Origin of the sequence: Xanthomonas sp. (assembly GCF_017163755.1) — a bacterium.
Lineage (GTDB): Bacteria > Pseudomonadota > Gammaproteobacteria > Xanthomonadales > Xanthomonadaceae > Xanthomonas_A.
In genome coordinates, this window is record NZ_JAFIWC010000017.1 from 60,181 (window position 1) to 82,822 (window position 22,642).

Annotated in this window: 22 protein-coding genes and 1 pseudogene; 7 read left to right on the forward strand and 16 right to left on the reverse strand. The window is 69.2% G+C overall.

Annotation, left to right across the window (positions count from 1 at the left end; all coding sequences use genetic code 11):
* Window positions 1-95: 95 nt before the first annotated feature.
* The 4 genes from JR065_RS12680 to grxD all read right to left on the reverse strand — a co-directional run bounded on the left by JR065_RS12680 (window position 96) and on the right by grxD (window position 5,792).
* Window positions 96-3,305, reverse strand: coding sequence for a TonB-dependent receptor (locus JR065_RS12680; RefSeq protein WP_206234583.1), 3,210 nt, complete (start codon window positions 3,303-3,305; stop codon window positions 96-98).
* 821 nt (window positions 3,306-4,126) lie between these two features.
* Entirely contained in the window at window positions 4,127-4,726 is a 600-nt protein-coding gene (locus JR065_RS12685; RefSeq protein ID WP_206234584.1) for a YhgN family NAAT transporter, read from the reverse strand.
* Window positions 4,723-5,475 (reverse strand): SDR family NAD(P)-dependent oxidoreductase, encoded by a 753-nt coding sequence (locus JR065_RS12690; protein WP_206234585.1) that lies wholly within the window; start codon window positions 5,473-5,475, stop codon window positions 4,723-4,725. Before JR065_RS12690 ends, JR065_RS12685 begins: the two co-directional genes overlap by 4 nt.
* Window positions 5,472-5,792: a Grx4 family monothiol glutaredoxin gene (gene grxD / locus JR065_RS12695; RefSeq protein ID WP_206234587.1), complete on the reverse strand. Its 321-nt coding sequence runs from the start codon at window positions 5,790-5,792 to the stop codon at window positions 5,472-5,474. The genes JR065_RS12690 and grxD overlap by 4 nt, the downstream gene beginning before the upstream one ends.
* A 128-nt stretch (window positions 5,793-5,920) precedes the next feature.
* On the opposite strand from grxD, the gene JR065_RS12700 reads away from it, so the two are divergent.
* Complete coding sequence (locus JR065_RS12700; RefSeq protein ID WP_206234588.1) at window positions 5,921-6,499, forward strand: superoxide dismutase; 579 nt, start codon at window positions 5,921-5,923, stop codon at window positions 6,497-6,499.
* A 122-nt stretch (window positions 6,500-6,621) separates the two neighbouring features.
* On the opposite strand, the gene JR065_RS12705 is transcribed toward JR065_RS12700, so the two are convergent.
* Together JR065_RS12705 and purE are read right to left on the reverse strand one after the other, a co-directional pair.
* Window positions 6,622-7,770, reverse strand: coding sequence for a 5-(carboxyamino)imidazole ribonucleotide synthase (locus JR065_RS12705; RefSeq protein WP_206234589.1), 1,149 nt, complete (start codon window positions 7,768-7,770; stop codon window positions 6,622-6,624).
* Entirely contained in the window at window positions 7,767-8,270 is a 504-nt protein-coding gene (gene purE, locus JR065_RS12710; RefSeq protein WP_206234590.1) for a 5-(carboxyamino)imidazole ribonucleotide mutase, read from the reverse strand. The genes JR065_RS12705 and purE overlap by 4 nt, the downstream gene beginning before the upstream one ends.
* Before the next feature lie 58 nt (window positions 8,271-8,328).
* On the opposite strand from purE, the gene JR065_RS12715 reads away from it, so the two are divergent.
* From JR065_RS12715 to JR065_RS12730, 4 genes are all read left to right on the forward strand, one after another.
* Window positions 8,329-8,598, forward strand: a complete 270-nt coding sequence (locus JR065_RS12715) for a Trm112 family protein (RefSeq protein ID WP_206234591.1) — start codon at window positions 8,329-8,331, stop codon at window positions 8,596-8,598.
* Window positions 8,595-9,458: a carboxylating nicotinate-nucleotide diphosphorylase gene (gene nadC / locus JR065_RS12720; protein WP_206234592.1), complete on the forward strand. Its 864-nt coding sequence runs from the start codon at window positions 8,595-8,597 to the stop codon at window positions 9,456-9,458. Before JR065_RS12715 ends, nadC begins: the two co-directional genes overlap by 4 nt.
* A 65-nt stretch (window positions 9,459-9,523) precedes the next feature.
* The gene (locus JR065_RS12725) at window positions 9,524-10,645 is read left to right on the forward strand and encodes a DUF2272 domain-containing protein (protein WP_206234593.1); all 1,122 of its coding nucleotides are present in this window, start codon (window positions 9,524-9,526) and stop codon (window positions 10,643-10,645) included.
* A gap of 610 nt (window positions 10,646-11,255) precedes the next feature.
* On the forward strand, window positions 11,256-11,600 hold the full coding sequence (locus JR065_RS12730; RefSeq protein ID WP_206234594.1) for a DUF3301 domain-containing protein: 345 nt from the start codon (window positions 11,256-11,258) through the stop codon (window positions 11,598-11,600).
* A 370-nt stretch (window positions 11,601-11,970) separates the two neighbouring features.
* On the opposite strand, the gene JR065_RS12735 is transcribed toward JR065_RS12730, so the two are convergent.
* The 8 genes and pseudogenes from JR065_RS12735 to JR065_RS12770 all read right to left on the reverse strand — a co-directional run bounded on the left by JR065_RS12735 (window position 11,971) and on the right by JR065_RS12770 (window position 18,361).
* Window positions 11,971-12,408, reverse strand: a complete 438-nt coding sequence (locus tag JR065_RS12735; RefSeq protein ID WP_206234595.1) for a ClpXP protease specificity-enhancing factor — start codon at window positions 12,406-12,408, stop codon at window positions 11,971-11,973.
* 68 nt (window positions 12,409-12,476) lie between these two features.
* The gene (locus JR065_RS12740; protein WP_206234596.1) at window positions 12,477-13,112 is read right to left on the reverse strand and encodes a glutathione S-transferase N-terminal domain-containing protein; all 636 of its coding nucleotides are present in this window, start codon (window positions 13,110-13,112) and stop codon (window positions 12,477-12,479) included.
* 170 nt (window positions 13,113-13,282) lie between these two features.
* Window positions 13,283-14,008, reverse strand: a complete 726-nt coding sequence (locus JR065_RS12745) for a cytochrome c1 (RefSeq protein ID WP_429001866.1) — start codon at window positions 14,006-14,008, stop codon at window positions 13,283-13,285.
* A 38-nt stretch (window positions 14,009-14,046) separates the two neighbouring features.
* Window positions 14,047-14,130: pseudogene (locus JR065_RS21885) on the reverse strand (hypothetical protein); the annotation flags it as partial.
* A 40-nt stretch (window positions 14,131-14,170) separates the two neighbouring features.
* Complete coding sequence (locus JR065_RS12755; RefSeq protein WP_206234599.1) at window positions 14,171-15,433, reverse strand: cytochrome b; 1,263 nt, start codon at window positions 15,431-15,433, stop codon at window positions 14,171-14,173.
* Window positions 15,434-15,436: 3 nt separating this feature from the next.
* Window positions 15,437-16,063 carry a ubiquinol-cytochrome c reductase iron-sulfur subunit gene (gene petA, locus JR065_RS12760; RefSeq protein WP_206234600.1) on the reverse strand — a complete coding sequence of 209 codons (627 nt, stop codon included), beginning with the start codon at window positions 16,061-16,063 and terminating at the stop codon, window positions 15,437-15,439.
* A gap of 147 nt (window positions 16,064-16,210) precedes the next feature.
* On the reverse strand, window positions 16,211-17,185 hold the full coding sequence (locus tag JR065_RS12765) for a lytic transglycosylase domain-containing protein (protein WP_206234601.1): 975 nt from the start codon (window positions 17,183-17,185) through the stop codon (window positions 16,211-16,213).
* A 216-nt stretch (window positions 17,186-17,401) separates the two neighbouring features.
* Window positions 17,402-18,361, reverse strand: a complete 960-nt coding sequence (locus tag JR065_RS12770) for a helix-turn-helix transcriptional regulator (RefSeq protein ID WP_206234602.1) — start codon at window positions 18,359-18,361, stop codon at window positions 17,402-17,404.
* A gap of 75 nt (window positions 18,362-18,436) precedes the next feature.
* Here JR065_RS12770 and JR065_RS12775 point away from each other — a divergent pair, with 75 nt between their 5' ends.
* Together JR065_RS12775 and miaB are read left to right on the forward strand one after the other, a co-directional pair.
* The gene (locus JR065_RS12775) at window positions 18,437-19,060 is read left to right on the forward strand and encodes a glutathione S-transferase family protein (protein WP_206234604.1); all 624 of its coding nucleotides are present in this window, start codon (window positions 18,437-18,439) and stop codon (window positions 19,058-19,060) included.
* A gap of 71 nt (window positions 19,061-19,131) precedes the next feature.
* The gene (gene miaB, locus JR065_RS12780) at window positions 19,132-20,544 is read left to right on the forward strand and encodes a tRNA (N6-isopentenyl adenosine(37)-C2)-methylthiotransferase MiaB (protein ID WP_206234605.1); all 1,413 of its coding nucleotides are present in this window, start codon (window positions 19,132-19,134) and stop codon (window positions 20,542-20,544) included.
* 79 nt (window positions 20,545-20,623) lie between these two features.
* On the opposite strand, the gene JR065_RS12785 is transcribed toward miaB, so the two are convergent.
* Window positions 20,624-21,709 carry an ABC transporter permease gene (locus tag JR065_RS12785; protein WP_206234606.1) on the reverse strand — a complete coding sequence of 362 codons (1,086 nt, stop codon included), beginning with the start codon at window positions 21,707-21,709 and terminating at the stop codon, window positions 20,624-20,626.
* Window positions 21,706-22,629: an ATP-binding cassette domain-containing protein gene (locus JR065_RS12790; RefSeq protein ID WP_206234657.1), complete on the reverse strand. Its 924-nt coding sequence runs from the start codon at window positions 22,627-22,629 to the stop codon at window positions 21,706-21,708. Before JR065_RS12790 ends, JR065_RS12785 begins: the two co-directional genes overlap by 4 nt.
* Window positions 22,630-22,642: the final 13 nt, after the last annotated feature.

Here is a 22,642-nt window from a genome sequence, read left to right on the forward strand (position 1 = left end):
GTTGTCGTCAGCGGCGACTTTAGCGCCCGGCCCTGCAAAAGAAAACGGCCGGGTCGCCCCGGCCGTTCGCTTTCATACATGCACCGCCGCTGCGCTTAGAACTGGTAGCGGAAGCCCACCTGCAGCGCCCAGCGCGAAATGCCCTTGTCGTCGTAGACGGTCAGGTTGTCCGCGCCGTTGTAGCGGTACACGTACTTGCCGGTGGCCTGGTCGATGCCGCCGTACTCGACGATACCGCGCATCGCCGGGAACGCGACCTCTTCCACCCGGCCCCACTTCTTGTTCAGCAGGTTGCCGACGTTCATCACGTCGAGCCAGATGGAGGCCTTGTTGCCCTTGAGGAAACCGGGAATCTCCTGCTCGATGTGCAGATCGAACTGGTTGACCCACGGATTGCGCGAATCGTTGCGCTGGGCGACCTGGCCCAGATGCGACTTCAGGTACTCGTTGCCGTTCACGTAGTTCCAGAACGCGGTCTCTTCGGCCGCCGAACCGAACAGCACGTCGCCCGGGGCGCGCGGGATGTACAGCAGGTCGTTCAAACGGCCGTCGCCGTTGGCGTCGTTGTCGAACGTATAGCTGTACGGACGGCCGCTGCGGCCCTGGTAGATCAGGCCGACCTTGGTGTTGTAGTCGCCGAAGAACGCATGCTTCCACTGCAGGGTCGCCAGGAAGCTGTTCTTGATCTCGTACGCCGACGTGGTGTTGACCTCTTCGTTGGCCTGGAACACCGCGGTGTTGCCCAGCTGCGAGCTCGACGTCGAGCTGGTCAGCGTGCTGACTTCGTCCGCGTTGGTGTAGGTGTAGGACATGCTCCACGACCAGTCGCTGTCGTTGAACGGCTTGCTCAGGCCGACCGTCATGCTCTGGCTGCCACCCTTGCTGGTGGAGCGGGCGATGATGGCGTCGTTGTAGGTAGAAATACGATTGGCGCGCGCGTTAACGGACACACCGGAGGGCTGTGATCCATTGACATTCCAACTGGCCGGATTGCGGCCCGACCCATTCCAATAGATTTCGCGGCCATCCTGACCCACCGCGGTCACGCTACCGAGATTCAGCTGCTGGTAGTAGATCGCTTCTTCGACCGACGTCACGACGCCTTCCACCGACGCGACGATGCCGTACCACGGCAGCTCGGTGTCGAACGCGAGGTTGGCTTTCCACACCGACGGCTGGCCGAGATCCTTGTCGACGAAGTCGACGGACTGCGTAGCGCCACCGACCGTGCCGTTGCCCGTCGGCTGGTTGTTGATGTCGGGGGTGAAACGGATACCGTTGGAATTGATCAACGCGGTATTGGAGAAGTTGTAATCGGTATAGGCCAGTCCGGTGTTCGAGTACGGATTGGACAGCCACACCGAGGCCGCGGCGCCCTGGAACAGGCCCACGCCGCCGCGCAGCTGGGTCGGGCGCTCGGCATCGAAGGTGTAGTTGAAGCCGAACCGCGGCTCGAACAGGCCGTTGCCGTCGATGGTCGCATCGTTGCGCACGCCGAACGCGTTGGAAGCCGCCGCGTTGTACTGCGGCTTGTCCTTCACCATCGGCTCGTCGTAGCGCAGGCCGAAGGTCAGGGTCAGGTTGCTGTTGACCGCCCAGGTGTCCTGCACGAACAGGCCCAGGTTGCGGATGCCCCACTGCGCGGCGATGTCGTCGATATTGCCCGAGTTCGATTCGGAATAGCGATAGTTGGCGGGGACATTGGCGCGGTAGTCGGCGATCGAGTTGAACGTGTACGAGCCGAACACGCGCTGCGCGAACAGGTTGAAGATGTCGTTGTCTTCGTAGTCGAAGCCGAACTTCACTGTGTGGTCGTTCAGGAACAGGTTGCCGGCGAAGAACGCGTTCCAGGTCTCGGTACGCAGCGCGTTGGCCTGGGTGCTCTGCTCGGTGCCGAGGTTGATCGTGGAGTTGCCCACGCGCACGGCGATCGCCGGCAGCTGCGAGGCAGCGGTACGCTCGGTCGCATAGTCGCGGTAGGAAACCTTGGCTTCGGTGGAGAACGTATCGGTCCAGTCGCTGAACAGCTGGCCGGTGTAGGTTTCCAGTTCGAAGTCGCGGACGTAGTGGTAGGAGTTCAGCGACAGCGCCGAGGAGGAGAAGCCGTTGAGGTTGGCCGTGCTCTGCTCGGACTTGCCGTAGCGGAACGAGGCGCGGTGCTTGTCGCTGATGTTCCAGTCGAGCTTGAAGCCCTTCTCTTCCGATTCGGAGTTCAGCGCGGGCAGCGCCAGGGTGCCCGGCTCGAAGCCATAGACGTTCCTGGAGATGTCGATGATCTCGTCGACCTGCGCCTGCGAGACGTTGACGATGTTGCTGGCGCCAGAGCCGGTCGGGCCGTAGCCGGAAGCGCCGGTGAACACGCCCTTGCCTTCGTACTTCTCGTAGTTGGCGAAGAAGAACAGCTTGTCCTTGACGATCGGGCCGCCCACGGTCAGGCCGTAGGTCTTCTCGCTGTCGAACAGCTTGGGACGGATGTCGTTCTGGTTCTTGCCGGACCAGTCGTTGTCGCGGTAGGTGCCGTACACCGAGCCGTGGAACTCGTTGGTGCCGGACTTGGTCACCGCGTTGATCACGCCGCCGGTGCCGCCGCTGATGCTCACGTCGTAGTTGGCGACGTCGATCGAGATCTCGTCGATCACGTCCATCGAGAACGGCTGGCGCGGCGTCGGCAGGCTGTTGGATTCCAGGCCGAACGCGTCGTTGGTGCTGATGCCGTCGACGCGGATCGCGTTGTAGCGCGGGTTCTGGCCGCCCACCGAGATCTCGTTGCGCGACTTGTCGGTCTGCGACACGCGCGGATCCAGGCGCACGTAGTCCTGCAGGTTGCGGTTGATCGACGGCAGCGAATCGATGTCCTCGCGGGTCACGTTGGTGCCGGTGCCCATCTTGTTGGCGCTGAACACGGCCGAGCCGTAGCTGCCGGCGATCGCCTGCACGGTGCCCAGGGTGGAGACGTCGCCGCCCAGCGTGGCGTCGACTTCGTTCACCTTGTCCAGGTTCAGGTACACGCCTTCGCGGGTCGTGGTGCCCGCACCGGAACCGGTGATGACGATGGTGTACGGACCGCCGACGCGCAGGCCGCGCGCGTTGTAGCGGCCGCTGGCATCGGTGACGGCCCGGCTGACGGTGCCGGATTCGACGTGCGTGATCGTCACCTCCGCATTTGGCACGGGCTGGCCGCCGGCGCCCACGACCTGACCGGCGACACCGGCGGAGGTGCTCTGGGCGAACACGGGGGCGGCGGCGAGCGCTGCTACGAGGCCAAGGGCGAGCTTGGACATCCGAAGACGGCGGGGTTGGGTCATTGCGATAGCCTCGAGAGGAGTATTGGCGAAAGGCGCATAGCTGGCCGTCCTGGTGTGCGTGGACGGTGGCAAAATTGGGGTTCCGCTCCCTTGCTGGATCCCCGCAAGGGTTAACGTGAGTTTAACACCTTAGGGCCGATTTGTTGCCAAAGCGTGACAATCGAGCGCCGACGGACATGAATTGATATCCATCCCGGTTTGCGAGCCACGTTTGGCTCAATGAATGCAACAAACGTCGCAATTGGTGCCAAGCCAACCTTCGCGTGGAACGCTGGCAGACCAGATGGGTGGCCGACCCATCGCCCGCGGCTTGACCGCTGGCGGCGCACAGTCCCCCGGCTTGGAGCCAGCCAGGGTGAGTGTCTACGGATTCGCGGACCACACGATGCCGATTCGAATCAGTCGCACCGAGGCCGATTGCAGTCGCTTGGCTGGGTCCGGCCGATCAACCAGGCAGATAGCCAGTGCCCGGTCAGACGGACGGTGCCAACGGCGCAGATGCGGCCCCAAAAGGATGCGGCCCCAAAAGGACGCGTTGCGCGCATCCCCGCAGCTGCGGCACCGGTCCAACCGGCTGGATTGCTAACTGACCGGACAATGCCGGAGACGAAACGGCCGGCACTGGCCCGGCCGTGAAGGAAGGAACGGCACCCGCGCGGGCGGGTCGATCGCTGGATCAGAACAAGGTGCCGAAGGTCAGCGTATAGCTGCGCGGTTGCAGCACCGAATAGTACGGCGCGGCGGAATGCAGGCCCTGGTACTCGCTGGCGCCGGCCGCGGACACCAGCGCGAGGAGGTGGCCCAGGTCACCATCGCTGCGCTCAGCCGGCGCCGGGCAGCTTCAGGTAGGCGCTGAGCCCGTCGAGGAACATCTGTACCGAGATCGCCACCAGCAGCATGCCCATCAGCCGCTCCACCGCAGTGAGCACGCGCATGCCGAGCAGCTTGTACAGCAGCGTGCCGGAGAACAGCAGCGCCGAGGTGCCGACCCAGGCCAGGATCAGCGCCAGGCTCCATTCGCCCAGCCGCGCCGGTTCGTTGCTGCCCATCAGCATCACCGCGGCCATGCCCGACGGACCGGCCACCAGCGGGATCGCCAGCGGCACGATGAACGGCTCGCCGTCCGGGATCTCGCCCATCAGCCCTTCCGGGCGCGGGAAGATCATGCGGATGCCGATCAGGAACAGCACGATGCCGCCGGCGATCGCCACCGATTCCTGGCGCAGGTGCATCACCTCCAGCGCGTACTTGCCGCCCCACAGGAAGCCCATCAGCACGCCCAGCGCGATCAGCAGCTCGCGCGCCAGCACGATGCGCTGGCGCCTGGGCGGCAGCGGCTTGAGCACGCTCAGGAACACCGGGATGTTGCCGAGCGGGTCGAGGATCAGGAACAGCAGCAGCGCCGCCGACAGGATGGTCATGCCAAGGGATTCCAGATGCGGCCGCGATGCGCGGCGCCGGCGGGCGACAGCAGGGTGACGCAGGCGGCGGCGTAGTCGGCCGGGTCCACCGCCTCGAAGTCTTCCTGGTGGGTATAGGCGCGCGCGCGCAGCGCGGTGCGCATCGCGCCCGGTTGCAGCCCGGCCACCCGCACCGGCGAGGCGGCGAGTTCGCCGTGCAGCGTCGCCAGCAACCCGCGCAGTCCGTGCTGCGCCGCGCCGTAGCCGCCCCAGTAGGCGCCGCCGACGCGCGCCGGGTCGTCCAGCGCGAACACGATCGCCGCATCCGGCGCCTGCTTCAGCAATGGCAGGCAGGCCTGGCTCAGCCAGCCCGGCGCGGTCAGGTTGACGTGGATCGCGCGCGCGAACAGCGCCGGATCGGTGTGTTCCAGCGGGGTCAGGCCGGCGAAATCGGCGGCGCAATGCAGCAGGCCGTCCAGCCGCCCGAGTTCGCCGTGCACGCGTTCGGCCAGCGTGGCGTAGTCCTCGGGCGTGGCGCCGAGCAGGTCCAGCGGATACAGCAGCGGCTCCTGCCCGGCCTCGGCCAGCGCATCGTAGACCCGGTTCAACCGCGCCGGCTTGCGCCCGAGCAGCACCACTGTGGCCCCGGCGCGCGCGCAGGCCAGCGCCGCCGCGCTGCCCAGCCCGCCGGCGGCGCCGCTGACCAGCACCACGCGCTGCGCCAGCGCGCCCTGCTGCGGCGCGCGCTCCGCTGCCGCGACCGGGTTCACGGCTGGTAGGCCTCGGTGACGATGCGCTGCAGCTCGCCGGATTCGAACAGCTCCAGGGTGATGTCGCTGCCGCCGATCAGCTCGCCATGGATGAACAGCTGCGGGAACGTCGGCCAGTTCGAATAGCGCGGCAGATTGGCGCGGACCTCCGGCTCGTCGAGCACGTTGACGGTATGCAGCCGGTCGGCGCCGGCGGCCAGCAGGGCCTGCAGCGCGCGGCTGGAAAAGCCGCACATCGGGTATTGCGGCGTACCCTTCATGAACAACACGATGGGGTGGCGTTCGACTTCGGCCTGGATGCGCTCCATCACCTGCATGGGATTGTCTCCTGCTGGGGCGAAAGAACGACCATGCCCGGTCGGCTAGACTTTCGCGTAGCCGCATAGTGTAAGCCCTGCGCGCGATTGCGCCGACGCGCATCGCCCAAACCGCCCGAAGAGGATCCATGGCCATCGAACTCGCCCCCCTGCCCTACGATCGCGCGGCGCTGGCCCCGCACCTGTCCGCCGAGACGCTGGACCACCACTACGGCAAGCACCAGCGCGAGCTGGTGGAGCGGCTCAACGCGCAGATCGCCGGTACCGAGTTCGCCGAACTGAGCCTGGAGGACCTGGTGCGACGCACCCAGGGCAGCGTGTTCCAGCATGCGTCCGAGGTGTGGAACCACGCGTTCTACTGGCGCGGCCTGCGCGCCCGCGGCGGCGGCGAGCCGGGCGGCGCGCTCAGCGAGCGGCTGGCCAGGAGCTTCGGCGACTTCGCCCGCTTCAAGGCCGATTTCGAGCGCATGGCGCTGGCCGTGTTCGGCTCGGGCTGGGTGTGGCTGGTGCAGCGCCCCGACGGCGCGCTGGCGCTGGTCAGCACCGGCAACGCCGGCTCGCCGCTGACCGGCGACGACACCCCGTTGCTGGCCTGCGACCTGTGGGAGCACGCCTACTACATCGACTACCGCGGCGACCGCGCGCGCTACCTGGAGGCGTTCTGGAAGCTGGTGAACTGGGAGTTCGTGGCGGCGAACATGGGCTGAGGCCGGGATTCGGGATTGGGGGTTCGGGATTCGCCAATCCGGCAGCGCGCCTACGTCTGCGGCGCCTGCCGACGTCCTGATATCTAGCTCAAGCTTGGTTGGTCGCGACCCGCTGCGCTGGTTCAGCCCTGTGCGCGCAGCGCCTCGATCACCGGCGCGACCTGCGCATCACGCCGCAACTGTGCGCCGGTCGCCTGCAGCGCCTGCGCCAGGGCCGCTGGCATGTCCTCGCGCAGCGTGGCGTGGCCGACCTTGCGCCCGTCGCGCGGTTCCTTGCCGTAGTCGTGCCAGTGCCCGCCGGGCTGCGCCAGCACCGGCAGCGGGTCGGGCATCTGCCCGATCCAGTTGAGCATGCAGGCATGGCCGAGCATGCGCGTGGCGCCCAGCGGCAGCCCCAGCACCGCGCGCAGGTGGTTCTCGAACTGCGAGGTCTCCGCGCCTTCGATCGTCCAGTGCCCGGAGTTGTGCACGCGCGGCGCCATCTCGTTGGCCAGCAGCGCACCGTCGCGGCAGAACAGCTCCAGCGCGAACACGCCCACGTACTCGAGCCGCTCGGCCAGCGATCGCGCATGCGCGATCGCCGCCGCGGCAGTGGCCGCGTCGACCGCCGCCGGCGCCAGGCTCGCCGACAGCACCCCGTCCACATGCCAGTTCTCGGTCAGCGGCCAGCTGCGGAACTCGCCATCGCGGCCGCGCACCGCGACCACGCTGAGCTCGCGCTCGAACGGCACGAAGGCCTCGACGATCAGTCCCACGCTCTGCGCCTGCGCGCCCAGCGCCGCCCAGGCGGCGTCGGCGTCGGCGGGCGACTTGATCCGGAACTGGCCCTTGCCGTCGTAGCCGAGCCGCCGGGTCTTGAGGATGCACGGCGTGCCGATCTGCGCCAGCGCCGCGTCCAGGCCCTGGCGGCTGTCGATCGCGGCGAAGTCCGGCACCGGAATGCCCAGCTCGCGGAACAGGGTCTTTTCGGCCAGGCGATCCTGCGCCACCGCCAGCGCGCGCGGGTTCGGGAACACCGGCACCCGCGCGGCCAGCCACTCGGCGCTGGCGGCAGGCACGTTCTCGAAATCGAAGGTGGCCACGTCGATCTTGGCCGCAAATCCGGCCAGCGCGGCCTCGTCGCGGTAATCGCCCACCTGCAGCGGCGCGACCTGGCCGGCGCAGGCATCGGCGACCGTATCCAGCATCACGAAGCGCAGGCCCAGCGGCGCGCCGGCCAGGGCCAGCATGCGGGCCAGCTGCCCGCCTCCCAGGATGCCGACCGTGGTCATTGGCGCGGGTCGTCCTGGGCCATCACCTCGTCGGTCTGGCGCTGGCGGAACTGGCGCAACGCGGCGGCGATGTCGGCATGCTCGGCGCCGAGCATCGCCGCGGCGAACAGCGCCGCGTTGGACGCGCCGGCGTTGCCGATCGCGAACGTGGCCACCGGGATGCCGGCCGGCATCTGCACGATCGACAGCAGCGAGTCCATGCCGTTGAGCGCCTTGGACTGCACCGGCACGCCCAGCACCGGCACCGCGGTCTTGGCCGCGAGCATGCCCGGCAGGTGCGCGGCGCCGCCGGCGCCGGCGACGATCGCGCGCAGGCCGCGGCCGGCGGCCGTCTCGGCATAGGCGAACAGCACGTCGGGGGTGCGGTGCGCCGACACCACCTTCACTTCATAGGGCACGCCCAGCGCATCGAGTTTCTGCGCCGCATGCTGCATGGTCTCCCAGTCCGAGCGCGAGCCCATCACGATGCCGACGAGCGGCGCGGTTTGCTTGGCGGTCATGGCCGTCCCCTGCCTTAAAGACGTATTCTAGCCGTCTTCCACGCAAGACGAAGACCGGATGGACCGCAAACTGCTAGACCTGCTGTGCTCGCCCGATACCCGCCAACCGTTGGCCCTGCTCGATGCGCGCGGCCTGGAGGCGCTCAACCGCGCCATCGCCGCCGGCGGCGTGCAGCGCGCCGACGGCAGCGCGCAGGCGCAGGCGCTGCGCGAGGCGCTGATCACCCGCGACCGCAAGCAGGTGTTCCGCGTCGACGACGGCATCCCGGTGCTGCTGGCCGAAGAGGCGATCGCCACCGCCCAGCTCGCCGACTTCCCGGCCAAATGAGCGCGGCGCCCGGGCGCTTCGATGCGCCGCCGCAGGCGCTGGTCGAGGCCGACGTGGCGCGCGCGCTGGCCGAGGACCTGGGCAGCGGCGACGTCACCGCCGCGCTGCTGCCCGACCGCGCCGACAGCGCCTACCTGCTGTGCAAGCAGGAGGCGGTGATCGCCGGGCGACCGTGGTTCGATGCCTGCCACCGCGCGCTGGACCCGCAGGTCCGGATCGACTGGCGCATCGCCGAGGGCGAGCGCGTCGCCGCCGGCACGGTGCTGGCGATCCTGCACGGGCGCAACCGCGCGCTGGTCAGCGCCGAACGCAGCTCGCTGAACTTCCTGCAGACGCTGTCGGCCACCGCCACCGCCACCGCCGCCTACGTGGCCGCGGTCGCCGGCACCGGCGCGCGCATCCTCGACACCCGCAAGACCCTGCCCGGCCTGCGCCTGGCGCAGAAGTACGCGGTGCGCTGCGGCGGCGGCAGCAACCACCGCATCGGCCTGTACGACACGGTGATGCTGAAGGAGAACCACATCCGCGCCGCCGGCTCGCTCAGCGCCGCGGTGCACGCGGCGCGCGCGCAGTCGCCGCAGCTGCCGCTGGTGGTCGAGGTCGAGACCCTGGCGCAGCTGCGCGAAGCGCTGGCGGTGGGCTGCGACCGCATCCTGATCGACGACTTCGACGCGCAACTGCGCCGCGAGGCGGTCGCGATCGCCGCGGGCCGGATTCCGCTGGAAGTCTCCGGCGGCGTCGGCCTGGACGCGGTGCGCGCGATCGCCGATGACGGCGTGGACTGCATCTCCATCGGCGCGCTGACCAAGCATGTGCAGGCGGTGGACCTGTCGCTCAAGCTCGGGCCGCTGCCGGGCTGACTTCACGGCCCCTGCCGCGCCGCTCTGCGACGCTGCCCCTTCCCCCCATTCATTCGAGTTCGCCGATGGCACGCCCCTGGTTCGCGTTGTTGTGTGTGGCCGCCCTGCTCCCCGCCGGGCGCGCCGCGGCCGCCGAGGTGTGCGACGTGCCGCCGCGTTTCGGCCTGAGCCAGGCCGCGATCGCCATCGTGCGCACCACCTGCAACGAACACCGGCTGTGGTGGCGTCCGTTCATCGATGCGCAGGGCCGGCTCGCCAGCCTGCGCGTGACCGAGGCCGAACGCAGCTACCTGGCCGACCACGGCATCGAGGCGTGGCAGCGCGTGGCGAGCTACTGGCGCGACAGCGGCACGCTCGGCGCGATGGGCGGCAGCGATGGCGCGTCCAGTTGCCAGGCGCCGGACGGTTCGCGCTACACGCAGTCCGATTGCCGCGCCTTCATCGTCGACAACCCGTGGTCGGCAGCGTTCGTGTCCTACGTGATGGTGCGTGCCGGCGTGGCCGGCTTCCGCGGATCGCCGCGGCACATCGACTACATCCGCGCCGCCTACCAGGCCGGCGCCGACGGCACGCCGTACCGCTACGCCGACCCCGGCCAGGAAAAGCCGGCGCCCGGCGACCTGCTGTGCTTCCTGCGCGGGCGCAAGGACGCGCTGGGGCCGGCCGGCCTGCAGCAAGCGCTGACCCGCGGCGGCGCGCTGCCGTGGAAGTCGCACTGCGACGTGGTGATCGCGGCCAACGTCGGCGGCGACCACACGCTGTACCTGATCGGCGGCAACGTGCTCAACGCGGTGACCATGCGCAAGCTGAAGCTCGACCGCGCCGGGCGCCTGCAATTGCCGGCGCCGCTGGCGCAGGACCAGACCAGCGACGACGGCGCCGGCCTGGAATGCACCCCCGGCCGCGAGGAACTGTGCGACTTCAACCGCCAGGACTGGGCCGCGCTGCTAAAGCTGCAACCGCAGGCGATGCTGTACCCGCCGGCCACGCCGGGCGCGGCACCTCCGGCGCCGGATCCGTCGACGCCCACGGCACCCACGACGCCGCCAGCGCCGGGCACGCCGACCACCCCGGCCGCATCGCCGGCCGCGACACCGGCACCTGCGCCTGCACCGACGCCGCCGGCGCCCAGCGCTGCGCCGCAGACGGCCGAGCCGCCAAAGACCGAGCCTGTGCCGCAGCAGTGAGCGTGGTGGTGGCCCCGGCGCACCGCGCTGGGCGGATGGACAACCCGACTGTCCGCACACGACGCGCTCGCCGAAGGTATCCCGATGCGCCAATGGTCTCACCACCACGCACGCGTGCCTGGCGACGCGGTGTACCCCAGGCATAGGCAATGGCATGGCGACATGACGAAGCGGACCGAGCAAGCATCCCGATCGGAAGATGCCTTGTAGGAGCGACTTCAGTCACGACGGGCGCTACCGCTAGTGCCTATCGCGACCGGATAGCCAAGCGCCACCCAAGCCGCCCCACGCTGCGCTACTGACCCACTGCCCAGCGACGCGCCGGCGCTCCGTCGAACTCCCGCGCACGCGCCTGCGTCAGCACCGCCATCGCCAGGTCGCACAGATGGCAGTCGTCGCGCAAGATCGGCCACCTGCGAATAGCTGAGAAAAAAAAGGAGCAACAGAACTGGTACCGCCGCGGCTGAAGCAGCGAACAAAAACCTAGTTGGTGAGCACGCGGCGGCAAAGCACGCAAGGCTCTTCGAGTCCCGAGTCCCGAGTCCCGAGTCCCGAGTAGTCCCACCCACCCAACATTGCCCCTGCCCCGCACGCTCGCTACAGTGGCCGCATGCCCAGCCTGATCCTGTTGATGATTGCCGGCGCCGCGCTGTTCGCGTTCTGGAACGCCTCGCGCGCGGCCGCCGAACGCGCCGAGGTGCTTGGGCGCAACGCCTGCAAGGCCGCCGACGTGCAGTGGCTGGACCAGAGCGTGCATGGCACCGGGCTGCGCGTGCGGCGCCTGCCCAGCGGCTGGCTCGGCTTCGAGCGCAGCTTCCGCTTCGACTATTCCTACGACGGCGTCGACCGCCACAGCGGCCGACTGGTGCTGCTCGGCGACCAGTTGATCTCCTTCACCGGGCCGTCGGCGGCCACGGTGACGGCACTGCACGAAGGCCGCGCGCCGCGCGACTGAGTCGTCGTCCCGCCTTCGCGAAGGCATGTGTTGCGGCAGGGACTGATGTCGGCGCATGGATGCAGGTCGCGCCTGAAGGCGCTCCTACAGGGAACATCACGAACGCGCACCGCCTCGCTCGGCGCCAACGCATTTGTCGCACTTGAAGGTCTTGCCGCTGCTTGCCGGATCGAAGGAGTCACGGCTGACGCACGGATGCCGGCAGCCACGGCGGCGGCACAGCCTCAGCTCCGTCGCTGCACGTCGGTCGACCACAGTCCGCAGTCCGCGTCCGGCAATCGATGGCTCGGCGCGCGCCGCGACAGGTGGCCTCGCGCCGATGGGCAAATGGCTAGCGTTCTAGGCCGGCCAGGCGGCGAAGGGAAACGCCTTACTTCACCACCCGCAGATGCGGACGCTTGCCGCCCGACGGCGCATCGTCCGCGCCGGAAGGGCGCGGCGGCGGCGTGTCGTCGCCCGGCGGCTCGGTCGCGCCGTGGATGTCGTCCGGCAGCGCCATGCCCTGCCCGGTCTCGCGCGCGTACACCGCCAGCACCGCCGCCATCGGCACCTGCACCGGATAGCTCACGCCGCCGAAGCGCGCGGTGAAGCCGACGCCCTCGTTGTCGATCTGCAGCCGCACCACCGCGCGTTCGGCGATGTTCAGCACCACCCGGCCGTCCTTGACCGCGCTGGGCGGCACCTGCACGCCCGGCAGCCCGGCATCGACCAGGATGTGCGGGGTCATGCCGTTGTCGTTGATCCACTCCACCAGCGCCCGCAGCAGGTACGGGCGATGGCTGGTCATGCGGGAAATATCTTCGGTCATGCGCCAAGTCTACGCGCCGACGCGCGTACGCGTCGGCAGAACATCGGGAACGGGAGGCGTCGCGCGCTTCAGGTCGGCAGCTCGCGCAGCTTCTTTTCCTGGTCGGTCAGGCTGCGGATGAAACCGGGGTTGCGGAAGATGCGGTTGCCGTAGTCCTCGATCGCCTTGCCGTCCTTCGGCAGCGGAATGTCCAGGGCCTGCAGGCGCCAGATGATCGGCGCCATCGCGCAGTCGGCCAGGCTCATTTCCGGATTGAGGAAGAACTTGCTGGCCTTGAACAGCGGCACCGACGCGGTCAGCAACTCCTTGAGCCGCTTGCGCCCGGCTTCGGCCTGGGCCTTGTTGCCCAGCTGGATCGCCTGCACCTGCGGCACCCAGTCGTGCTCGATGCGCAGCATCGCCAGGCGCAGGCGCGCGCGCGACAGCGGGTCCACCGGCATCAGCGGCGGATGCGGGTAGCGCTCGTCCAGGTATTCGCTGACCACCGAGGCCGCGTACAGCACCAGTTCGCGCTCCACCAGGGTGGGCACGGAATGGTAGGGATTGAGGTCGATCAGGTCTTCCGGAGGATTTTGCGGATCCACCGCCACGAAGTCGTAGGTCACGCCCTTGGCCGCGAGCACCAGGCGCACGCGGTGGCACAGGACATCATCGGTGGACGAAAACAACGTCAAGGTATTTCGCATGCGCAAACTCGCCGCCATTCAAGGCTCTCCGACGACCGGAATCCGCCGGCCGCATCGACGCCGCCAACACCTTGCTGACGGTCATCACGGCCCCTGAGTGTGCAACCCCTGCTCACAAAAGCCAATAGGATGAACAGGGAATCGCTTTAGGAACGGTGCAGCAACGGCCGACGCCGTTGCGCCGCCACTCAATGCACGTCCTTCCAGTATTCCTGCTTCAGCAGGTAGGCCAGGAAGGTCAGCAGCGCCAGGAACAGGATCACCCACACGCCCAGGCTCTGCCGCTTCAGCGCGGCCGGCTCGCCGGCGTACTCGAGGAAGTTGGTGATGTCGCGCACCGTCTGGTCGAACTGGGCCGGGGTCTGCTTGCCGGGCGTGCCCAGCTGCAACCGCTCCACCGGCTTGTCCATGCCGGCCTGCTCGGCCTTGCCGTAGACCGGCTGCTGCAGGCCCTGCAGCTCCCACAGCGGGTTTGGCATCGAGGCGTTGGCGAACAGCTGGTTGTTCCAGCCCAGCGGGCGCGACTGGTCGAGGTAGAACGACTTGAGGTAGGTGTAGACCCAGTCGCTGCCGCGCACCCGCGAGATCAGGCTCAGGTCCGGCGGCGCCTTGCCGAACCACTTGGTCGCCGCGTCGTGCGGCATCGACGCCTCGATGTGCTCGCCGACCTTGGCGCCGGTGAAGTTGAGGTGGTTCATCACCTCCTCCTCGCTCAGCCCCAGGTCCTCGGCCATGCGCGAGTAGCGCAGGTATTTCAACGAATGGCAGCCGGAACAGTAGTTCATGAACAACTGCGCGCCGCGTTGCAGCGAGGCGCGGTCGCCCAGGTCGTTGCCCGCCTGCTGGGTCGATGCGCCTTCGGCGGCCAGCGCCGAGGCGGACAACAGCAGGGCGGATGCGAAAACGGCAAGCATGGAGATCAGGCGCTTGGTCATGGCTGGTCACCCGTCGTCGCACCGAACAGGGAGCCAACCACCCTTGCGCCCCAGAACACCATCTGTCCCCACGGCAACACGTAGCTCATGAACGACACCGCTGCAACGGACCCGAGGCAGGCCAAGGCCGCAATGAAAGGCTTAGTCATGGGTGGTCACCCGATCCGGCACCGGCTTGGTCCGGTCCAGCGTGGTCCATATCGGCATGGTCAGGAAGAATCCGAAATACAGCACAGTCAGCACGCGCCCGATGTAGGTCTCGCTGGCCTCGGTACCGGGACCGGAACCGATCACGCCGAGCCAGACGAAGCACACCGCCAGCACGCCCAGCATCACCTTGGAGATCCAGCCGCGGTAGCGGATCGACTTGACCTTGGCGCGGTCCAGCCACGGCACCAGGAACAGGATCGCGATCGCCGAGAACATCACCAGCACGCCGCCGAGCTTGTTCGGCACCACCCGCAGCATCGCGTAGTACGGCGTGTAGTACCACACCGGCTTGATGTGCTCGGGGGTCACCAGCCGGTTGGCCTCGGTGAAGTTGTCGTGCTCCAGGAACAGGCCGCCGAAGGCCGGGGCGAAGAAGATGATGAAGGCGCCGATCAGCAGCAGGAAGCCGACCCCGACCATGTCCTTGACCGTGTAGTACGGATGGAACGGGATGCCGTCGGCCGGCTTGTTCGGATCCCAGCGGTTGCCTTTGGGCCCCTTCTTGATCTCCACCCCGTCCGGGTTGTTCGAGCCGACCTCGTGCAGCGCGCCCAGATGCAGCACCACCAGCAGCAGCAGCACCAGCGGCAACGCGATCACGTGCAGCGCGAAGAACCGGTTGAGGGTGGCGTCGGACGGCAGGTAGTCGCCCATGATCCACTCGGTCAGGCCGTTGCCGATCACCGGGATCGCGCCGAACAGCGAGATGATCACCTTCGCGCCCCAGAACGACATCTGCCCCCACGGCAGCACGTAGCCCATGAACGCTTCGGCCATCAGCACCAGGTAGATCAGCATGCCCAGGATCCACACCAGCTCGCGCGGCTTCTTGTAGCTGCCGTAGAGCAGGCCGCGGAACATGTGCAGATAGACCACGATGAAGAACAGCGAGGCGCCGGTGGAGTGCATGTAGCGGATCAGCCAGCCCCACTCCACGTCGCGCATGATGTACTCGACCGAATTGAAGGCCTCGGCCGCGCTGGTCTTGTAGTGCATCGTCAGGAAGATGCCGGTGACGATCTGGTTGACCAGCACCACCAGCGCCAGCGAACCGAAGTAGTACCAGACGTTGAAGTTCTTCGGCGCGTAGTACTCGCCAACGTGCTTGCGGTAGAACGGCATCAGCCCCGGCGCGCGGTCGTTGACCCAGTCGAACACGCCGTTGGCGGTACGGGTGAGGATATTGTCTGCCATGGCTTACGCGGCCCCCGTGCTGGTGGACGATGCGGGATCGACACCGATGACGAGGGTGTTGTCGTCCTCGTAATGGTGTGGCGGCACCAGCAGGTTGATCGGCGCCGGCACGCCCTGGAACACGCGCCCGGCCATGTCGAAGCGCGACTTGTGGCAGGGACAGAAGTAGCCGCCCTTCCATTCCGGGTCGTAGGGCTCGGGGCGGATCTCGGCGACCATTTCCGGCGAGCAGCCCAGGTGCGTGCACAGCCCGACCAGCACCGAGATGTCCGGCTTGATCGAGCGTCCCTCGCCCTTGATGTAGGCGGGCTGCTGTTCGGCGACCTCGGACTTGGGGTCCTTCAGGCGGCCGTCCAGCGTCGGCAACGCGTCGAGGATCGCCTTGGAACGCTTGACGATCCAGATAGGCTGGCCGCGCCATTCCAGGATCAGGCGTTGCCCTTCCTGTAGCGCGCTGATGTCCGCCGTGACCGGCGCACCGGCCAGCTTGGCCTTGGCACTGGGGTTCCATGACTTGATGAAAGGAACCGCCACGAAACCTGCACCGATCGCTCCCACCACCGCCGTGGTGGCGGTGAGAAAGCGGCGGCGTCCTGCATTAACAGAATCGTTGACCCCATCGTTGGCCATCCGGCACTCCGATATTGATTGGGTAGCGTGAGGCTGCCAGCGGCTCGGTGGGGGTCGAGCCGCATAAAATCCACTGCAGTGTAGCGGAACCGTTAACGGACAGACAATGCATTGCGTGCCGGCGTCGCGCCGGCGCTGTCCGCCGGCTCAATGCGCGCTCGCCAGTACGCCGCGATAGCGCTCGGCGAGCACGCCGACGCGCTGCACGTAGCGCTGGGTCTCGCTGTACGGCGGCACGCCGCCATGCCGGTCCACCGCGCCTTCGCCGGCGTTGTAGCCGGCGGCGGCCAGCGTGAGGTTGCCGTTGAAGCGCTTCAGCAGCCAGGCCAGGTACTGCACGCCGCCGCGGATGTTCTGCGAGGCGTCGAACGAATCGCTGACCCCGAAGCGGCGCGCGGTGGGCGGCATCAGCTGCATCAGCCCCTGCGCGCCGGCGCGGCTCAGCGCGAGCGGGTTGTACGCCGACTCGGCGTGGATGATGGCGCGCACCACCGCCTCGTCGACCCCGTACTCGCGCGCCGCCGCGGCGATCTCGTTCTGGTACGCGGTGGTGTTCAGGCGCACCGCGCCGAAGTTCACCCCCGGGTTGGCGGCGCAGGCGTAGCAGGTCTCGATGAAGCTGTAGTGGATGGTGCGCACCGTGCCCAGGCTGGCGACCTGGGTGGGACGGGCGCTGGTGTAGTGGCGCACCCCGTCCTTCATGTACGAATAGACCTGGCCGCTGATCACCCGGCGCGGACCGGACGGCGCGGCCCTGGCGGCCGGCACCGAAGCGGCGACGCGGTTCGGCGCTGCGCCGGCGGTGATCGCCGTGGCGGGCGGGGCGCTGATGATGGTCGCCGGCGCGCCGGGGTCCGGCGCCTGGGCCGCGGCGATGGCGACGCCGCGGCTGGCGGCGGCGTCCGTGGCGGGCGCTGGCGCCGGCACCTGCGGCATCGCGCGCGGCGCGCGGCGGTCCGGGACATAGCGGCTGACCACGCTGCAGCTGGCCCCGGACACGCGCTTGCTGACGTAGCTGGGAATGCCGTCGCCGCCGACGCACTTGTACAGGGTGCCGGCGCTGACCGGCGCAGCCGACAACGTGGCGATCACTATCCCCAGCAGCCCCACCATCCCCTTCATGGCGGCGAGTGTCCCAACTTCGCCGACGCTTGCCAAGTGCGCGCCGCCGCTACCGGGACCGGCGACCCGTTTGCGGCCTTCCGCGGCCGTCATCGGACCTGGCCCATCGATGGCCGCCACTGCCCGATCCTCGCGCCCTACCCCTCCCCCGCTCGCCCGGTCCGTAGCCATCTTGTGGCACCCACCCGAGGACACCGCCGGCATAGCCGCCGCGCGTCACTGCGTATCGTCGCCGACGCAGGCCGCGGCCGCGCGCAGCGCCGCCAGCAGCGCCGGCCTGAGCGCCTGGCCGTCGATCAGCTCGAACGGGACCCCCAGCGTCAGCAGTTCCGCCGCCAGCCAGGCCGGGGACTCGGCGCCCATCGACAGCCGGCAATCGCCGTCCTCGCCCGCCTCCAGCACCCCGCACCACGGCGGGATGCGCGCGGCCAGTTCGGCCGGATCGCCGCGCAGGCGTACCCGCAGCTGCACCGGGAACGACGCGAAACTGATCGCTTCGCGCACCATCTGCGCCGGATCGCGCGGCGGCAGCCGCGCCGGAGCCACCTGGCCGAGCGCCAGCGGCGCGTCGATGCGGTCGACCCGGAACGTGCGCCAGTCGGCGCGATCGCGGTCCCAGCCCAGCAGGTACCAGCGGCGTCCGTAGTTGATCAGGCGCAGCGGCTCGATCCAGCGCCGGCTGGCCCGGCCCTGGTGGTCGCGATAGGCGAAACCGAGCAGGCGGCGGTCGCGGCAGGCGCCGGCGATGCCGATCAGCAGCCGGGAGTCCGGCACCGCGGCGTCGTGCCCCAGCGACACGGTCACCGCGTGCAGCGCGCCGGCACGCTGCCGCACCCGCGCCGGCAGCAGCGGATCCAGCTTGGCCAGCACCCGCAGCGCCGTGTCCTCCAGGCCGCTCATGCTCGCCGCCGCCGCGCGCAGCGCCACCGCGACCGCCACCGCCTCCTCCTCTTCGAACAGCAACGGCAGCATCTGCGCGCCGGCCGCCAGCTGGTAGCCGCCACCGACCCCCGACGAGGCCCGCACCGGATAGCCCAGGCCGCGCAGGCGCTCGACGTCGCGGCGCAGGCTGCGCCGGTCCACGCCCAGACGCTCGGCCAGCTCGGCGCCCGGCCAGACCCGGCGGGTCTGCAGCAGGGCGATCAGGCGCAGCATGCGGGATGCGGGGGAAGCCATCGCCCCACCGTATTGCGGACACGATCCGTCCGCAATAGCGCCTAGCATGGGCTCACCACCCCAGGAGCGCCCGCCATGCCCACCGCCGACCGCCACATCACCCTGTACCACAACGCCAAATCGCGCTCCAAGGGCGTGCTGATCCTGCTCGAGGAACTGGGCGCCGACTATGCGATCGAGCGCCTGGACCTGCAGAAGGGCGAACAGCTGGCGCCGGAGTACCTGGCGATCAACCCGATGGGCAAGGTCCCGGCGATCGTCCACGCGGGGGTGGCGATCACCGAACAGGTCGCGATCTACCAGTACCTGGCCGACCTGTACCCCGAGGCGGGGCTGGCCCCGGCGATGGGCGATCCGCGCCGCGGCCCCTACCTGCGCTGGCTGGCGTTCTACGGCTCGGCGTTCGAGCCGGCGGTGATCGACCGCGCGCTCAAGCGCCAGGCGCCGCCGCGGGCGCTGTCGCCCTATGCCGACTGCGACACGGTGATGGGCGTGGTCGACGACCAGCTGGCGCGCGGCGACTACCTGCTGGGCGAGCGCTGCACCGCGGCCGACGTGCTGTGGGGCAGCGCGCTGGGCTGGATGGTCGGCTTCGGCCTGATGGACCCGCCGGCGCCGACCCGCGCCTATGTCGAACGCATGGCGGCGCGGCCGGCGGTGCAGCGCGCGCAGGCGGTCGACGCGGCCGCCGAGGCCTGAGCCGCCTGCGCGCGGAAGCCGGCCCGGGTAGACTAGCCGGCTTCCCTTTCCACCCGCCTGGATTAAGCGCCATGACCGGGACCGTCCTGCATCCCCTGCCCTCCGCCGGCACCCCGGCCGCGGCCACGCCCGCGGTGCGCGGCAAGCTGTACATCAAGACCCACGGTTGCCAGATGAACGAGTACGACTCGGCCAAGATGGCCGACGTGCTCGCCGCCGCCGAGGGCCTGGAGCTGACCGACAACCCCGAAGAAGCCGACGTGGTGCTGGTCAACACCTGCTCGATCCGCGAGAAGGCGCAGGAGAAGGTGTTCAGCCAGCTCGGCCGCTGGAAGGCGCTGAAGGCCGGCGGCCGGCCGGTGATCATCGGCGTGGGCGGCTGCGTGGCGTCGCAGGAGGGCGAGGCGATCGTCAAGCGCGCGCCCTACGTGGACCTGGTGTTCGGCCCGCAGACCCTGCACCGCCTGCCGGAGCTGATCCGCGCGCGGCGCGAATCGGGCAAGTCGCAGGTGGACATCAGTTTCCCGGAGGTGGAGAAGTTCGACCGCCTGCCCGAACCGCGCGCCGAAGGCCCGTCGGCGTTCGTGTCGATCATGGAGGGCTGCTCCAAGTACTGCTCGTTCTGCGTGGTGCCCTACACCCGCGGCGAGGAGATCAGCCGCCCGTTCGAGGACGTGCTGGTGGAGGTGGCGCAGCTGGCCGCGCAGGGCGTGCGCGAGATCAACCTGCTCGGCCAGAACGTCAACGCCTACCGCGGGCCGTACGCCGATGCCGAGGCCGGGGAGCAGCCGCAGTACGCCGACCTGGGCCTGCTGATCCGCAGCATCGCGCAGATCGACGGCATCGGCCGCATCCGCTTCACCACCTCGCACCCGCTGGAGTTCAGCGATTCGCTGGTCGATGCCTACCGCGACGTGCCGCAGCTGGCCAATTACCTGCACCTGCCGGTGCAGGCCGGCAGCGACCGCATCCTCAGCGCGATGAAGCGCGGCTACACCGCGCTGGAATTCAAGCAGAAGATCCGCAAGCTGCGCGCGGTGCGCCCGGACATCTCGATCAGCTCGGACTTCATCGTCGGCTTCCCCGGCGAGACCGACGCCGACTTCGAAAAGACCATGAAGCTGATCGAGGACGTGGGCTTCGACCAGAGCTTCTCCTTCATCTACTCGCGCCGGCCCGGCACGCCCGCCGCCGACCTGGAGGACGACACCTCCGATGCGGTCAAGCACGCGCGGCTGGCGCGGCTGCAGGCGCACATCAACGCGCACTCGCTGCAGATCTCGCGCGGCATGGTCGGCAGCGTGCAGACGGTGCTGGTCGAAGGCCCGTCGAAGAAGAACCCGGCCGAGCTCACCGGCAAGACCGAGAACATGCGCTCGGTGAACTTCGCCGGCGACGCGCGCCTGATCGGCCAGTTCGTCGAGGTGGCGATCACCGAGGCGCTGAGCAATTCGCTGCGCGGGCGCCTGCTGGCGACGGACTGAGCGAGCGAGACCGCACAGCCGGCGCGACCGCGCCGGTCGCGCCACGGCCGCATGCGCGCGCCTGCGGCGCCGGACCGGCTCAGTCCAGCCGCTTGCGGAAGCGCGCGATCGCCAGCGCCATCATCGCCGCGGTGAACGCGAGCAACGCCAGCACGTCCGGCCACAGCTCCGACAGCGGCGCGCCGCGCAGCATCACGCCGCGGATCAGGCGCACGAAATGGGTCAGCGGCAGCACCTCGGCCAGCCATTGCGCCAGCGTCGGCATGCCGTCGAACGGGAACATGAAGCCCGACAGCAGGATCGACGGCAGGAACAGGAAGAAGGTCATCTGCATCGCCTGGAACTGCGATTGCGCGCGGGTGGAGATCAGCAGGCCCAGGCTCAGGTTGGCGACGATCAGCAGCAACGCCGCCGCGTACACCGCCCACAGGCTGCCGCGCACCGGCACCTCGAACAGCCAGGCGCCGAGCAGCAGCACCAGCGTGGTCTGGATCAGCCCCACCGCCACGTAGGGCAGCACCTTGCCGATCATCAGCTCGGCGCTGGACACCGGCGTGGTGATCAGCATCTCCAGGTTGCCGCGCTCGCGCTCGCGCACGATCGCCATCGCGGTGAACATCACCAGGGTCATGGTCAGGATCACTCCGATCAGCCCCGGCACCACGTTCACCGGCGAGCGCCGCTGCGGGTTGTACAGCGGCAGCACGCTGATGGCGGTCTGCCGCGCGGCCGCGGCGTCGCCGTCCAGCGGCAGCTGCGCCAGCTGCCGCGCCGCGGCCTGCACCGAGATGTCGCTGCCGTCGACGATCACCTGCAGCGCGTCGCGGCCCTCGATGCGGCGGCGTTCGAAGTCGGCCGGCACCACCACGCCGATCTTGATCCGGCCGCGGCGCAGCAGCGCCTGGATGTCCTGCGGCGTGCTCGCCGGCGCCGCGGCGCGGACCACGCCGGTGGCGAACAGGTCCTGCACCAGCGCGCGCGAACCGGCGGTGCCGGCCATGTCCGCGACCGCGGCCGGCAGATGGCGCACGTCCAGGTTGATCGCATAGCCGAACAGCAGCAGCTGCAGGGTCGGGATGCCGATCATCATCGCCAGGGTCAGCCGGTCGCGCAGCATCTGCCGCAGTTCCTTGACCACCACCGCGGCGATGCGCTGCCGTTTCATGCCGCCGCCTGCGCGTCGCGGCGGCGAGTGGCGGCGACGAACACGTCCTCCAGGTTCGGCGCCACCGCGGCGAGTTCGGCGTCGATGCCGGCCTCGCGCAGGCGCTGCCGCAGCTGCGCCGCGTCGACGCCGCCGTCGGCGCCGAGCACGCGCAGTTCGTTGCCGATCTGCGCCACGCTGAGCACGCCGGCGCTGCGATGCAACTGCGCCTGCGCGCGCCGCGGCGCGGCGGTGCGCACCGCGAAGGTGCGGCCTTGCAGCTGCGCGGTCAGGGTGTCGGGCGTGCCGTCGGCGACCAGCCGGCCCTGGTCGAGGATCGCCAGCCGATGGCAGCGCTCGGCCTCGTCCATGTAGTGGGTGGACACCAGGATGGTGGTGCCGGCGTCGGCCAGGTCGAAGAGCTTTTCCCAGAAGTCGCGGCGCGATTCCGGGTCCACCGCGCTGGTCGGCTCGTCGAGCAGCAGCAGCTGCGGCCGGTGCACCACCGCGCCGGCCAGCGCCAGGCGCTGCTTCTGCCCGCCGCTGAGCGTGCCGGCCAGCTGCCGCTGCCGGTCGTCCAGGTCGTAGGCTTGCAGCAGGTCCTGCACCCGCGCGCGGCGCTCGCTGCGCGACAGGCCCTGCACGGTGGCCAGGAACTCCAGGTTCTCGCGCACGCTCAGGTCCTCGTACAGCGAAAAGCGCTGGGTCATGTAGCCCATGCGCAGGCGCAGCGCCTCGGCCTGCTCGGGGATGCGCAGGCCGAGCACCTCGATCTGGCCGGCGCTGGGCGTCAACAGCCCGCACAGCATGCGGATGGTGGTGGACTTGCCGGAGCCGTTCGGCCCCAGGAAGCCGTAGACGCTGGCGCGCGGCACGCTCAGGTCCACCGCGTCGACCGCGGTGAAGTCGCCGAAGCGCTTGCTGACGCCGCGCGCGCGGATCGCGATGTCGGCG

Excerpts from the sequence above, each read along its gene's own strand:
- JR065_RS12685 (WP_206234584.1), bottom strand. The coding sequence starts at position 4,726 with ATGACCATCCTGTCGGCGGCGCTGCTGCTGTTCCTGATCCTCGACCCG.
- JR065_RS12775 (WP_206234604.1), top strand. The coding sequence starts at position 18,437 with ATGCCCACCGCCGACCGCCACATCACCCTGTACCACAACGCCAAATCG.
- JR065_RS12740 (WP_206234596.1), bottom strand. The coding sequence starts at position 13,112 with ATGGCGGCGAGTTTGCGCATGCGAAATACCTTGACGTTGTTTTCGTCC.
- JR065_RS12745 (WP_429001866.1), bottom strand. The coding sequence starts at position 14,008 with ATGCTTGCCGTTTTCGCATCCGCCCTGCTGTTGTCCGCCTCGGCGCTG.
- petA (WP_206234600.1), bottom strand. The coding sequence starts at position 16,063 with ATGGCCAACGATGGGGTCAACGATTCTGTTAATGCAGGACGCCGCCGC.
- JR065_RS12755 (WP_206234599.1), bottom strand. The coding sequence starts at position 15,433 with ATGGCAGACAATATCCTCACCCGTACCGCCAACGGCGTGTTCGACTGG.
- JR065_RS12700 (WP_206234588.1), top strand. The coding sequence starts at position 5,921 with ATGGCCATCGAACTCGCCCCCCTGCCCTACGATCGCGCGGCGCTGGCC.
- JR065_RS12715 (WP_206234591.1), top strand. The coding sequence starts at position 8,329 with ATGGACCGCAAACTGCTAGACCTGCTGTGCTCGCCCGATACCCGCCAA.
- JR065_RS12680 (WP_206234583.1), bottom strand. The coding sequence starts at position 3,305 with ATGACCCAACCCCGCCGTCTTCGGATGTCCAAGCTCGCCCTTGGCCTC.
- JR065_RS12765 (WP_206234601.1), bottom strand. The coding sequence starts at position 17,185 with ATGAAGGGGATGGTGGGGCTGCTGGGGATAGTGATCGCCACGTTGTCG.
- miaB (WP_206234605.1), top strand. The coding sequence starts at position 19,132 with ATGACCGGGACCGTCCTGCATCCCCTGCCCTCCGCCGGCACCCCGGCC.
- JR065_RS12735 (WP_206234595.1), bottom strand. The coding sequence starts at position 12,408 with ATGACCGAAGATATTTCCCGCATGACCAGCCATCGCCCGTACCTGCTG.
- JR065_RS12785 (WP_206234606.1), bottom strand. The coding sequence starts at position 21,709 with ATGAAACGGCAGCGCATCGCCGCGGTGGTGGTCAAGGAACTGCGGCAG.
- JR065_RS12730 (WP_206234594.1), top strand. The coding sequence starts at position 11,256 with ATGCCCAGCCTGATCCTGTTGATGATTGCCGGCGCCGCGCTGTTCGCG.
- grxD (WP_206234587.1), bottom strand. The coding sequence starts at position 5,792 with ATGCAGGTGATGGAGCGCATCCAGGCCGAAGTCGAACGCCACCCCATC.
- JR065_RS12705 (WP_206234589.1), bottom strand. The coding sequence starts at position 7,770 with ATGACCACGGTCGGCATCCTGGGAGGCGGGCAGCTGGCCCGCATGCTG.
- JR065_RS12725 (WP_206234593.1), top strand. The coding sequence starts at position 9,524 with ATGGCACGCCCCTGGTTCGCGTTGTTGTGTGTGGCCGCCCTGCTCCCC.
- JR065_RS12770 (WP_206234602.1), bottom strand. The coding sequence starts at position 18,361 with ATGGCTTCCCCCGCATCCCGCATGCTGCGCCTGATCGCCCTGCTGCAG.
- nadC (WP_206234592.1), top strand. The coding sequence starts at position 8,595 with ATGAGCGCGGCGCCCGGGCGCTTCGATGCGCCGCCGCAGGCGCTGGTC.
- purE (WP_206234590.1), bottom strand. The coding sequence starts at position 8,270 with ATGACCGCCAAGCAAACCGCGCCGCTCGTCGGCATCGTGATGGGCTCG.